This is a genomic window from Kocuria sp. WRN011, assembly GCF_002295155.1.
Lineage (GTDB): Bacteria > Actinomycetota > Actinomycetes > Actinomycetales > Micrococcaceae > Kocuria > Kocuria carniphila.
The window spans coordinates 129811-142434 of record NZ_NSGI01000006.1 but is presented as its reverse complement, the minus strand read 5'-3'; the positions used below and the strand labels follow the sequence as shown (position 1 = coordinate 142434).

Genomic DNA, 12624 nt, shown 5'->3' with positions numbered 1-12624 from the left:
CGACGACCAGCGCGGACACACAGCGATAAAGCTTATCAGATCAACGTGTCCAGCGCCGGTTCCCGAGTTCTCGGGCCACGTCGTCGAAACGTTGGCGGTCCAGAACGGCGCCCTCACGACGGACATCGGCGGCCAGCACGGGAATCACGCGGTTGAGGCGAGCTTCCGACGGCCGGCCGTCGCGATCCCACGTGCCGGTTCCGACATCCACGAAGTTCGGATCGTTGTAGGACGCATTGTCGTAGTCCTTGGAGGTGAGCATCAGGCACAGCAGGTAGTCACCGGCGCGGTCCACGATCAGCACGGGACGGTCCTTGCCCTGATGGTGGTCCTCCTGGAACGGCACCCAGGTCCACACGACTTCTCCAGGATCCGGACGGCCGTCCGGGTGGGGGTCGTAGTGCGGATTCACGGGACCGGTCCAGTCACCGAGGTACGGCTTGGACAGCCGACCACCGGACGAGGGTTGCGAGGAGGGCGCCTGGTACTGGCCACCCGGTTCGTATTGACCGCGCGGTTCATACCGGCCCTGAGGCTCGTACTGGCCCTGCTGCGGCGTCGGACGCTGCTGCATGTCCGGGCGGGAGTCCTGGCCGCGGTTCTGCTGCATGGAACCGGACACTCGTTTGTACATGCGGTAGGCCCGAAGGCCCTGGCGCGCGAGGCGCATGAAATCTGCCATGTCCCCGAGTCTAATGGCGGCACGCAACCCGCCCCGCGTGAGTCATGGACGCCCGGTTCGCCCATCCGCACGGAACGTGGGAAACTGGGGAGTCATCCTGAGAACGAAAGGACCGCCTGTGTCACCGTTGGCCGTCAATCCACCGGCACCCGCCTCGACCGACCCCTCGGTGCTCAGAAACTTCTGCATCATCGCCCACATCGACCACGGCAAGTCCACGCTGGCCGACCGCATGCTGCAGGCCACCGGTGTGGTGACCCCGCGACAGATGAAGGCCCAGTACCTGGACCGCATGGACATTGAGCGCGAACGCGGTATCACCATCAAGTCTCAGGCCGTGCGCATGCCGTGGAACGTGGACGGCACCGACTACGCACTGAACATGATCGACACCCCCGGCCATGTGGACTTCACGTACGAAGTCTCCCGTTCCTTGGCCGCGTGCGAAGCCACTCTTCTGTTGGTGGACGCCGCGCAGGGCATCGAGGCCCAGACGCTGGCGAACCTCTACTTGGCGCTCGAGAACGATCTCACGATCATCCCCGTGCTCAACAAGATCGATCTACCCGCGGCCCAGCCGGACAAGTACGCGGAAGAACTCGCGAACCTGATCGGCGTGGAGCCTGAAGAGGTGCTGCGCGTCTCCGGCAAGACCGGCATGGGCGTTGAAGCGTTGCTGGACAAGATCGTGCAGGACGTACCGCCGCCCCAAGGTGTCAAGGACGCCCCCTCACGCGCGATGATCTTCGATTCCGTGTACGACACCTACCGCGGCGTGGTCACCTACGTGCGCGTGGTGGACGGCACCCTCAAGCCCCGTGAACGTATCCGCATGATGTCCACGGGCGCCGCTCATGAAATGCTGGAAATCGGTGTAATTTCCCCCGAGCCCATGCCGTCCAAGGGACTCAGCGTGGGCGAAGTGGGTTACCTGATCACCGGCGTGAAGGACGTCCGCCAGTCCCGCGTGGGCGATACGGTCACCTCCCACATCAAGCCCGCCGAGGAATCCCTGGGCGGTTACGAAGACCCCAAGCCCATGGTCTTCTCGGGCCTGTTCCCGGTCGAGGGCTCGGATTACCCCGTCCTTCGCGACGCACTCGAAAAGCTCCAGCTCAACGACGCCGCTCTGGTCTACGAACCCGAGACCTCCACCGCGTTGGGCTTCGGTTTCCGCTGCGGCTTCCTGGGTTTGCTCCACTTGGAGATCACCCGCGACAGGTTGGAGCGCGAGTTCAACCTGGACCTGATCTCCACGGCACCCTCGGTGTCCTACAACGTGACGCTCGAGGACAACACAGAGACCGAGGTGACCAACCCGTCCGAGTTCCCCGAGGGCCGCATCAACGAGATCCGCGAGCCGATGGTCTCCGCCACGGTGCTCGTGCCTTCCGAGTTCATCGGCGCGGTCATGGAACTGTGCCAGTCCAAGCGCGGCGAGATGAAGGGGATGGATTACCTCTCCGAGGACCGCGTGGAGCTGCGCTACCGCCTACCGCTCGCGGAAATCGTGTTCGACTTCTTCGATCTGCTCAAGTCCAAGACCCGCGGTTACGCCTCCCTGGACTGGAAGGCGGACGGCGAACAAGCCGCGGACCTGGTCAAGGTGGACATCCTGCTGCAGGGCGAGCAAGTGGATGCGTTCAGCGCCATCACCCACAAGGACAAGGCCTACTCCTACGGGGTGGTCATGACCGGCAAGCTCAAGAACCTGATCCCGCGTCAGCAGTACGAAGTGCCCATTCAGGCGGCCATCGGCTCGCGCATCATCGCGCGCGAAAACATCCGTGCGATCCGCAAGGACGTGCTCTCCAAATGCTACGGCGGCGACATCTCCCGTAAGCGCAAGCTGCTCGAGAAGCAGAAGGAAGGCAAGAAGCGCATGAAGATGGTGGGCCGCGTTGAGGTTCCCCAGGAGGCCTTCGTGGCCGCGCTGTCCTCCGATGAAGAATCGGGCAAGGACAAGAAGAAGTAATGCCCGCTCAGCCCGAAGGGGACCCGGCTCCCGCGGACGGGTCCCTGCCCTCGAGTGCGGTGGCCCGAGCGGGCGATCGCACGCTGAGCCTGTACGTGCACGTCCCGTTCTGCGCCGTGCGCTGCGGGTACTGCGACTTCAACACCTACACAATGTCGCAGCTAGGCCCGGGCGTGTCCCGCGACGATTACCATCACGACGCCGCCGCGGAAGTCCGTTTCGGCCGTTCCGTTCTCGACGCCGCTGGGGCACCCCCGCGCCCGCTGCACAGCGTGTTCTTCGGCGGCGGCACACCCACCTTGCTCCCGGCCGAGAACCTCGCCGATGTCCTGGTCCAGGCCAGGGACAGCTTTGGACTCGCTCCGGATGCCGAGGTCACGGTGGAGGCCAACCCGGACTCGGTCACGGACTGCACGTTCGAGATCCTCGCGGAAGCGGGAGTGACGCGGGTGTCCTTCGGTATGCAGTCTGCCGTTCCGCACGTGTTGCAGGTCCTGGAACGTACCCACACTCCGGCCAATGTTCCACTGGCGGTGGCGGGTGCGCGCAAGGCGGGACTCTCGGCCAGCGTGGACCTGATCTACGGAACACCGGGGGAGACCGTGGCGGATTGGCAGCGCTCCGTCGAGGCCGCCCTGGAGCTCGAACCCGACCACATCTCCGCATACTCGCTGATCATCGAGGACGGCACCAAGCTTGCAGCGCAGATCCGGCGCGGTGAGGTCCCCGAGGTGGATCCCGACGATCAGGCGGAGAAGTACATCCTGGCCGATCGCCTACTGCGCGAAGCCGGATTCGAATGGTACGAGGTCTCCAACTGGTCCCGCGCTGCCGAAGGCCGCAGCGCCGAGCAGAACCGCAGCGCGCACAACATTGCGTATTGGCGCAATCAGGACTGGTGGGGCATCGGCCCCGGAGCCCATTCCCACATGGACGGCGTGCGCTGGTGGAACATCAAGCACCCGCTGCCGTACACGAACAAGGTCCGTGACGGGGTATCACCGGCCGTGGGCCGCGAAACCCTGGACCCGGACACGCAGTACCTCGAGCACGTGATGCTGGGGATCCGCATACGAGAGGGTCTGGAGACCTCAAGTCTGCGTCCCGAAGGGCGCAACGCGGTGGCCGGGCTCATCGCGGACGGCTGGGTGGACGGGCCCGCCGCGATCGCTGGGCGCGTGATACTCACCGACCAAGGTCGTCTCGTGGCCGACGCCGTGACCCGTCGCCTGCTCGACTGGTGAGGTATCCGCCGCTGGGCGCAGCCGTCCGGTGGAATGCCACCACAAAGTGGCGCGCAGGGCAGTAGAACGAAACGCGAACAAAAACCGCCGCGTCCGGATCAACCGGACGCGGCGGCGTCGTCTTAGCTGAGGTGCGGATCAGGCCTTGGCGGAACGCCTGGTCTGCAGCTTGTCGAAAAGGTGTGTGTTGCCGCGGTATTGGTAGGGCTCGCCCTGGTTGACCTTGATGCCGGCAATCACCGATTGGACCGCCAGAACGACCCAGGTCAGGGCGGCTACCAGGGCAAAGACCCAACCGACCGCGGGAATCAGGGACAACGCGATGCCCACCAGGATGATCAGGGTGGGCAACAGGGAAAAGTTGAGCGCTTCGCGGGACTCCTGGCGGGTGAACGGTCCGCGATCACCCAGCGTGCGGTGAATCAAGTAGCTGGGCAGTGCACCGGAGACACCGCCCAGGTGCGCGAGGGTGGCGAACTGCCTGTCCTGGGAAATATCCAAGGGTTCGGCCTGGGCGGAGATGCTCTCGAAAGCGGGAGCGTCACCGGTCACCGATCGGGAACCGGAGGGGGCGGAGGCTTGATCAACCACAGATGTCTCTTTCCGGGGCAACGAGCCCGTCGTGCAGCGAGATGCTGCGCTTGAAGTATTCGGTTCATTCTAGGGGCCTGAGTCTGTGTTCGAGCTGAGCCGGTCGTGTTACTCGCACCACCCCGAACGGTCACCATTGGCTCTGATCCATAGCCTCGGTAGTGCGTTTGCTCCGTTGACGTCGCGGTGGGAATTACTGCGGTGCCGTGAGGAAATCGATGAGCTCCTCGACCCGTCCCAGCAGTGATGGTTCCAGGTCCGAGTAGGAGTCCACGCGGGCCAGAATCCGCTGCCAGGCCTGCCCGATGTCCGCGGGAGTCTTATGGGGCAGACCCAGCGCCTTGGCCATGCCCGTTTTCCAATCGATCCCGCGCGGAATCACGGGCCACTCCTGTAAGCCCAGAACCGAGGGTTTCACGGCCTGCCAGATGTCCACATACGGGTGGCCAAGGACCAACAAATTGCCCTGGGCCCCGGGAACGCGCAGCGCGTCCGCAGCGATCTTGGATTCCTTGGATCCTGTGACCAGGTGGTCCACCAGAACGCCGAGTCGTCTTTCGCGGCCCGGATTGAACTCGCGGACCGCCGCGGGAAGATCGTCGATACCGTGCAGCGGTTCCACCACGATGCCCTCGACCGCCAAGTCATGACCCCAGACCTTGGCGACCAGTTCGGCGTCGTGATAGCCCTCGACCCAGATGCGTGACTCCTTGGCCACGCTGGCGCGCAACCCCTCCACCGCCACGGAGCCCGAGCGGGTGCGAGCGGGTTTCTTGGGCCCGGTCTTTCGCGCGGGTGGCCCCAGCTTGATGGGCTCACCGTCGAGCAGGAACCCGGGTCCGAGCGGAAAGGTCTTGATCTTCCCGTGCCGGTCCTCCAGACCGACCACGCGCATACCACCAATGGTTTCCAGGCTCACCGCGGCACCCACCCAGCCGGTCTGCGCATCTTCGAGAACCATGCCGGGTTCCAGCGCGGTCTCGCGGGGCACGGGTCCGGTGCGGGCCACCGCTGGGCTGGTCAAATCCTGCGGGCCCCAGGTCCAACCGGATGCTGTCACGATGCGCCGTCCTCACGTGCGGGGTGGATGATCAGCCGCGAGCGTACCAAATAGCGTGCGGGGAGACCGGGGGTAGACTCATGTGAATTAGCACTGTCAACCATTGAGTGCCAAAATAGCCACGGAGACCAGATCCATGGTGCAAGCCCGTCCACGCCGGGGAGGTGACACGAGTGAGCCAGCCGCGCAGAGCAGAAATCTTGCGGGCCATTGTCGAGGACTACGTCCATTCACGGGAGCCCGTGGGATCCAAGGCGCTGGTGGAACGGCATCAATTGGGCGTTTCCTCCGCCACCGTCCGCAACGACATGGCCGCGTTGGAGGAAGACGGCCTGATCGTGGCCCCGCACACCAGTTCCGGCCGCATCCCTACGGACAAGGGTTACCGCACCTTCGTGGACCAGATTGCCTCGGTTCGGCCATTGTCGTCTCCGCAGAAACGCGCCATCCAGTCGTTCCTGGACGGCGCGGACGACCTCGACGACGCCATGGAACGCACCGTGCGGCTCCTCGCCCAGCTAACGCACCAGGTGGCAGTGATCCAGTACCCGGCGGCCTCCGGCACCACCCTGCGCCACGTGGAGCTCGTGGACGTGGGCGGCACCTCCCTGCTGGTCGTGTTCATTCCCACGTCCGGCCGGGTCCTGCAGCGCATCGTTGAAGTGAGCCGGGCACTGCCCGAGCACGAACTCATGGAGCTGCGGGCCCGTGTGCTGGCGTCGGTCATGGGGCGGCCCCTGCAGGACGTACCCGCGGGCGCCTCGAACCTGGTTCGGCAGCTGCCCCCGGAACTGGCCGAGGCCGGCACGGTGGTGGCCGAGGCACTCGCGTCGCTCGCGGCGTCGTCGGAGGACCACCGACTGGTCATGGCCGGCACGGCCAACCTGGCGCGCTTCAGCGGTGACTTTGCTCTCAGTATCGGTCCCGTGCTCGAAGCACTTGAGGAACAAGTGGTCATGCTGCGATTGTTGTCAGAGATGCAACAGGATGTCCGTGGTGTGGCCGTGCGTATCGGGTCCGACAGTACCGACGACCCGCTCGCGGAAACTTCCGTGGTGGCCACCGGCTACGGCCCAGAATCCGTGTCCAAACTGGGCGTGGTGGGTCCCACCCGAATGGATTACCCCTCCACCATGGCCGCGGTCCGCGCCGTGGCACGCTATTTGTCCCACACGCTGGGGGAGTAGCGGCGCCCACCGTGGCACCGTTCCCCATCCGCGTTGAGAAACACACACTGACGAAAGAAGAATCGATTCCATCGTGAGCGATCACTACGAAACCCTGGGCGTGACCCGGGATGCCAGCCCGGAAGAGATCAAGCGTGCCTACCGCAAGAAGGCCCGCAAACTCCACCCGGACGTGAATCCCTCCCCGGAGGCCGCCGAAGAGTTCAAGCGTGTGTCCCACGCGAACGATGTCCTGGCGGACCCGGAAAAGCGCCGCGTCTACGACGCCACGGGTAACGAGAACGGAACCGACACCGGTTTCGGCGGGGGCTTCCCCGGCTCCGGCTTCGGTTTCGCGGACATCTTCGAGACCTTCTTCCAGGGCGCCGGTGCCGCCGGGCAGCGCGGGCCCCAGTCCCGTACCCGACAGGGCCAGGACGCGCTCATCAACGTGCGCATTTCGCTGAAGGACGCAGTGTTCGGCATTGAGAAGGACATCACCGTGGACACCGCGGTCGTCTGCCCCACGTGTCAAGGTTCGTGCTGCCAGCCCGGCACCAGCCCCACCACGTGCTCCATGTGCCGCGGCTCCGGTCACATGCAGTACCAGAAGCAGTCGATCCTGGGTGTGGTGACCACCCAGGCACCGTGCGCGTCCTGTAACGGCTTCGGCACCGTGATCGAGAACCCATGCCACGAATGCTACGGCGAGGGTCGCGTGCGTGACCGCCGCCCGCTCACCATCAAGATTCCGGCGGGCGTCCAGTCCGGTAACCGCATCCGACTCTCGGGTCAGGGTGAGGCCGGTACCGCCGGCGGACCCAACGGTGACCTCTACGTGGAACTCAAGGTCGATCCCGACCCCACCTTCCATCGCGAAGGCGACGACCTGCACGCCCGCCTCCGCATTCCCATGACCTCAGCCGCCCTGGGTACCACGGTCCAGCTCGACACGTTCGACGGCGCTCGCGACGTCGACGTCGCCTCGGGCACCCAGTCGGGTGCCACCGTGACGCTCGAGGATCTGGGCGTGACCCACCTGCGTGGCAAGGGCCGCGGTGATCTTCAGGTGCACATCGAGGTGGAGACCCCGCAGGATCTCAACTCCGAGCAGCGGGACTTGATCGAGCAGTTGGCCACCCTGCGCAATGAGCGCCGCTCGGACGCAACCACCATGAACACGCCGTCCTCCGGTGGCTTCTTCTCCCGGCTCAAGGATCGGTTCAACGATCTGTGACGGATCCGGTCTTCTTCGCCGACGGTTCCGAACTGAACGGCGCGAGCGCCGGTGAGGAGTTCGTCCTCGCCGGCGCCGAGGCGCGCCACGCGGTCACAGTCCGCAGGCTACGGGCGGGGGAGACCCTCGATCTCGTGGACGGCGCCGGGAAGCGGGCAGCGTGCGAATTCGTGAGCGGTGAGAAAGACACCATGACCGTTCGGGTCGTCTCCGTGACGCAGGAGCCCGCCCCCGCCACCGAGTTCGTTCTGGTCCAGGCGCTGGCCAAGGGTGACCGTGATCTGCAGGCCGCCGAGAGCGCCACCGAGCTGGGCGTGGACCGGGTGATCCCGTGGCAGGCAGACCGAAGCATTGTGCGACTCAAGCCCGAACGCGCCGCCAAGACTCTCGCCAAATGGCAGTCCACGATGGCCGCTGCGGCCAAGCAGTCACGGCGTGCGCGCTGGCCCGAGCTCGGGGAGCACGTGAATTCGAGCGGCCTTGCCTCCTTGATGCAACAGGAAAGCGGAACTTTGTGGTTCGTGCTGCACGAGTCCTCCGCTGTCTCCTGGGGCGGTCTCGAATCCCAAGAGCTCTCCGGAGCCGAGTCGATCGGTGTGATCGTGGGCCCAGAGGGCGGGATCAGCGATCAGGAACTGAATCGGTTCGTCGCGGCAGGGGCGAGACCCCTGAAGCTCGGCCACGAGGTCATGCGCGCCTCGACCGCCGGACCGGCAGCTCTGGCCGCATTGTGTGCCTTGACCGGGCGTTGGGCCTGAGGTCCAGCGCCGCCGTGGCTCGCTCATCGGCGATCAGGGCGTGAACCGAGGCCCTACACGAAAGGTGAGTTCGGGTAGGTTGCTCAGTCTTCGACGACCGTGACGGTGTGGTCGTCCTTGACCTCTTGTCCTGCGTCATTCACACCGATGACCCGCACCGTGTACTCACCGGCGGGAACCTCGACCGGGAAACGTAACTCGGTTCCGGAGGTGGACGCGGGTGTGTTCTTCGGTTCAGAAATCTCTCCCGATTTCACAGGTCGATCTTCGCCCTCCGGAATGACTTCCCACCGGGCCGATGCGTATTCCGGCAGCACCCTGCCGAAGATCGTCATGGTCTGACCCGCTTCCGTACCGGTCTGGGGATCGATCAACCACACCGGTGAGGCTATCGAGGCGTCACGGGAAATCGGTTCATCCAGGTTCACGGAACCGAAAGCCTTGTATCCGGTTTCACCGTCCACCAGGACGCGAACTTCTTTGGCCGTAGCGGCATCGAGGAGTCCAGCCGTAACGGCTGCAGCGGACACGGTGTAGACGAGTTGTTGGAGTGCAAGTTCCGCGTCGTCCTCCGAAAGCCTGCTCGCAAAGGCGGTGGAGGGCATGTCCACGGTGATGGTTCCATCCGGGGACACGGAAGTGCCCACGTTCTCCACCTGGGTCCACATCGAACGGTAATCCTCGTCGAGGGGCGACAGCGTGGTCATCATGACTACGGCTTCGGCCACGGGATCCACGGTGTCCGCGTTGGAGGCGGTGCGGAACTCCCGGAAGAGGTAGCCCTCTTGCGCTCCGCTTCCGGCCCAGTAGACCGGAGTCTGTTCGGTGGCGACGCCCTCGTAGGCGTTGTCCGTGTTCATGGGTGCGGAGGCAATCCTGGGAGCGGTGCTCGAGGCATTGGTCGCGCGGTCATTGGCGGACCCGCATGCGGAGAGAACCAGGCTCACGGCAAGACCCGCGGACAGTAGGACCGCCGCATTGCGGGCAGAGTAATGCCTGTGTTCCATGAGTTCACCACCCCGGTATGAGCTGTAGCAGTTGATCGCCGCACACGAGTTGAGAGCGCGCAGAACGTACGAGTTTGGTACCGGTGGACCAAGATACCCACAGTTACAGGTGGCGATGAACCCAGAAGTGCGTCCTGGGTGAAACCGTTATCAACCTGCAACACAACGAGCGGTAGGCTGGACCCCAATGACTGATCATGTATCCGGGGCCGATCCGAACCCACAAGACCACGAAGGCCACACCCGCGTTGTCGTGCACATGCCCGACCGGGACACCGCTCTCCGCGCACTTGGACAAGCCGATGCCACGCTGCGCCTTCTTGAACAGAACTTTCCCGCCGTGCGCATCACCGTGCGCGACGTTGACGTTGCCTTTGAGGGGCCCGTGCACGACACGCGCTCGGCCGCTGCACTGCTCGAAGAACTCGTGGTCCTGGCTCAACGAGGGACCGAGATCACGGAGCGAACCGTCATGCGCGTGACGCGCATGCTGCGCGAGGCCGAAGGCATGCGCCCGGCCAGTGCGCTGTCGACGAGCATCCTGTCGACCCGCGGCAAGACCATCCGGCCCAAGACGGTGAACCAGAAGCACTACGTGGACGCCATCGACGAGCACACCGTGGTCTTCGGCGTGGGCCCGGCCGGTACGGGTAAAACCTACTTGGCCATGGCCAAGGCCGTGCGCGCTCTGCAGGCCAAAGAGGTCAGCCGGATCATCCTCACTCGCCCCGCCGTGGAGGCTGGCGAGCGCCTGGGGTTCCTGCCGGGTTCCCTCAACGACAAGATCGATCCGTACCTGCGCCCGCTCTACGACGCGCTGCACGACATGATGGACCCGGAGTCCATTCCGCGTCTCATGGAAGCGGGCACCATTGAGGTGGCTCCGCTGGCTTACATGCGCGGCCGCACCCTGAACGACGCCTTCGTGATCCTCGACGAGGCGCAGAACACCACGCCGGAACAAATGAAGATGTTCCTCACCCGCCTGGGTTTCGGTTCGCGCATTGTGGTCACCGGCGACGTCACCCAGGTGGACCTGCCCGGCAGCACGTCGTCGGGCCTGCGCCAGGTGCAGCACGTGCTCCAGAACATTGACGACATCGCGTTCTGCGAGCTCACGGCCCAGGACGTGGTGCGCCACGAACTCGTGGGCGAGATCGTGGCCGCCTACGATCAGTTCGCCACCACCAACCGGCACCGGAACGAGCGCCGTCGCCGCAAGGATGAGCGCAGGGCGGCCGCTTCGGCTCCCCTCGAACAGGGCGAGCAGAACGAGCGAGCATGAGCATTTCCATCGACACCCCGTGGGACTCCCCGGAAGAACAAGCGACGTTCCCCGCCGCCTACCGCGCCGTGGACCTGGAACAACTGACCGCACTGACCGACCTCGCCTTCGCTCGCTGGCACCTTCACCCGGACACGGAGCTGTCCATTTCGGTGGTGGACGAGGACGAGATGGCCGAGCTGCACGTCCAGTGGCTCGACCTGCCCGGTGCCACGGACGTGATGTCCTTCCCCATGGATGAGCTGACGGCCGGCACGGAGACCGAACCGAGCCTGGGCGTGCTCGGAGACATCGTGCTCTGCCCGCCAGTGGCCGAACGACAGGCACAAGCGGCGGGGCACAGTACACAGGACGAACTGTGCCTGCTCACCGTGCACGGCATGCTCCACCTCCTCGGACACGACCACGTGGAAGAGGACGAACGCGAAGCCATGTTCACCCTTCAGCGGGGCCTGCTCGAAGAGTTCCTGGGGCGCGACGCGCCTGTCGAAACGATGAAGTAGTCCCGCCCCCACGCTTTCCGAAAGGACACGTTGATGTCTGACGATCATCAGGACACCCCCGACCAGCAGTTCCGCGCGGGATTCGCCGTGTTCGTGGGCCGCCCCAACGTGGGCAAGTCCACGTTGACCAACGCCCTGGTGGGCCGCAAGGTGGCGATCACCTCCAACCGGCCCCAAACCACCCGCCACACGATTCGCGGCATCGTTCACCGCCAAGACGGCCAGTTGATCCTGGTGGACACCCCGGGCCTGCACCGCCCCCGCACCCTCCTCGGACAGCGACTCAACGACGTGGTGGCCGAGACTCTCGGTGAAGTGGACGTGATCGGTCTCTGCATCCCGGCGGATCAGAAGGTCGGCCCCGGCGACCGGTACATCGCACAGCAGGTGGCGGCGGCTGCCGGGCGTAATCCCGTGGTCGCCATCGTGACCAAAGCTGATTCCGTTCCGCGCGACAAGCTCGCCGAGCAGTTGGTCGCGGTCACCGAACTCGGCCGCGAGGTCATGGCCGAGGAGCAGGCACAGCGCGAGCAACGACGACGCCGCCGCGCGGCGTCGTCGTCGAATGTCGCCTCCGTCAACGAAAAGCCGCGCGCGGACCAGTCCGAGGCCGGGTGGAGTGACGTGATTCCCGTGAGCGCCAAGGACGGCTTCCAGGTTGAGAAACTCGCCTCGCTGCTCGTGAGCCTCATGCCGGAATCCCCGGCGCTCTACCCTGACGGCGAGCTCACGGACGAACCCGAGATCACCATGATGGCGGAGCTCATCCGCGAGGCCGCACTGGAAGGCGTGCGGGACGAATTGCCGCACTCGCTGGCCGTGGTGGTGGACGAAGCATCCGAGCGGGAGGGCCGCCCCGAGAACAACCCGATGTTGGATGTGCACGCGAGCCTGTTCGTCGAACGGCCCTCGCAGAAGGCCATCGTGATCGGCAAGGGTGGCTCGCGGTTGCGGGAGATCGGTACCAAGGCGCGCACCCAGATCGAGGCTCTGTTGGGGACCAAGGTGTACCTGGATCTGCACGTGAAGGTCGCCAAGGAATGGCAGCGGGATCCCAAACAACTGTCTCGCTTGGGATTCTGATCCTCGCAATCATTCTCAGGTGGGATTAGGGAA

Annotated in this window: 12 protein-coding genes; 8 read left to right on the top strand and 4 right to left on the bottom strand. The window is 65.0% G+C overall.

The annotated features are described in order from the left end of the window. Positions 1-40 precede the first annotated feature (40 nt). On the bottom strand, positions 41-682 hold the full coding sequence (locus CKW39_RS09855; protein ID WP_095797967.1) for a type II toxin-antitoxin system PemK/MazF family toxin: 642 nt from the start codon (positions 680-682) through the stop codon (positions 41-43). Positions 683-800: 118 nt separating this feature from the next. Here CKW39_RS09855 and lepA point away from each other — a divergent pair, with 118 nt between their 5' ends. Continuing rightward, positions 801-2657 carry a translation elongation factor 4 gene (gene lepA / locus CKW39_RS09850; RefSeq protein WP_095797966.1) on the top strand — a complete coding sequence of 619 codons (1857 nt, stop codon included), beginning with the start codon at positions 801-803 and terminating at the stop codon, positions 2655-2657. Further along, on the top strand, positions 2657-3901 hold the full coding sequence (hemW, locus tag CKW39_RS09845) for a radical SAM family heme chaperone HemW (RefSeq protein WP_095797965.1): 1245 nt from the start codon (positions 2657-2659) through the stop codon (positions 3899-3901). The genes lepA and hemW overlap by 1 nt, the downstream gene beginning before the upstream one ends. Positions 3902-4039: 138 nt before the next feature. Here the strand turns inward: hemW and CKW39_RS09840 are convergent, their stop codons facing one another. Both CKW39_RS09840 and CKW39_RS09835 read right to left on the bottom strand, forming a co-directional pair. Beyond that, on the bottom strand, positions 4040-4492 hold the full coding sequence (locus CKW39_RS09840) for a DUF4870 domain-containing protein (RefSeq protein WP_095797964.1): 453 nt from the start codon (positions 4490-4492) through the stop codon (positions 4040-4042). A 193-nt stretch (positions 4493-4685) separates the two neighbouring features. Continuing rightward, on the bottom strand, positions 4686-5552 hold the full coding sequence (locus CKW39_RS09835) for a DUF3097 domain-containing protein (RefSeq protein WP_095797963.1): 867 nt from the start codon (positions 5550-5552) through the stop codon (positions 4686-4688). A gap of 173 nt (positions 5553-5725) precedes the next feature. Between CKW39_RS09835 and hrcA the strand changes: the two genes are divergently transcribed. From hrcA to CKW39_RS09820, 3 genes are all read left to right on the top strand, one after another. Next, the gene (gene hrcA, locus CKW39_RS09830; RefSeq protein WP_095797962.1) at positions 5726-6739 is read left to right on the top strand and encodes a heat-inducible transcriptional repressor HrcA; all 1014 of its coding nucleotides are present in this window, start codon (positions 5726-5728) and stop codon (positions 6737-6739) included. Positions 6740-6812: 73 nt separating this feature from the next. After that, on the top strand, positions 6813-7955 hold the full coding sequence (gene dnaJ, locus CKW39_RS09825; protein ID WP_095797961.1) for a molecular chaperone DnaJ: 1143 nt from the start codon (positions 6813-6815) through the stop codon (positions 7953-7955). Beyond that, the gene (locus CKW39_RS09820) at positions 7952-8713 is read left to right on the top strand and encodes a 16S rRNA (uracil(1498)-N(3))-methyltransferase (protein ID WP_095797960.1); all 762 of its coding nucleotides are present in this window, start codon (positions 7952-7954) and stop codon (positions 8711-8713) included. The genes dnaJ and CKW39_RS09820 overlap by 4 nt, the downstream gene beginning before the upstream one ends. Before the next feature lie 83 nt (positions 8714-8796). Here the strand turns inward: CKW39_RS09820 and CKW39_RS09815 are convergent, their stop codons facing one another. Continuing rightward, positions 8797-9720 carry a GerMN domain-containing protein gene (locus CKW39_RS09815; RefSeq protein ID WP_095797959.1) on the bottom strand — a complete coding sequence of 308 codons (924 nt, stop codon included), beginning with the start codon at positions 9718-9720 and terminating at the stop codon, positions 8797-8799. A gap of 187 nt (positions 9721-9907) precedes the next feature. Between CKW39_RS09815 and CKW39_RS09810 the strand changes: the two genes are divergently transcribed. From CKW39_RS09810 to CKW39_RS09800, 3 genes are read left to right on the top strand one after another with little or no spacing between them, the layout of a single operon-like run. Then, a complete protein-coding gene (locus tag CKW39_RS09810; RefSeq protein WP_371514711.1) occupies positions 9908-11005 on the top strand; it encodes a PhoH family protein in 1098 nt (365 codons plus the stop codon). Next, a complete protein-coding gene (gene ybeY / locus CKW39_RS09805) occupies positions 11002-11508 on the top strand; it encodes an rRNA maturation RNase YbeY (protein WP_095797958.1) in 507 nt (168 codons plus the stop codon). Before CKW39_RS09810 ends, ybeY begins: the two co-directional genes overlap by 4 nt. A 33-nt stretch (positions 11509-11541) precedes the next feature. After that, positions 11542-12591: a GTPase Era gene (locus tag CKW39_RS09800; RefSeq protein WP_095797957.1), complete on the top strand. Its 1050-nt coding sequence runs from the start codon at positions 11542-11544 to the stop codon at positions 12589-12591. Positions 12592-12624: the final 33 nt, after the last annotated feature.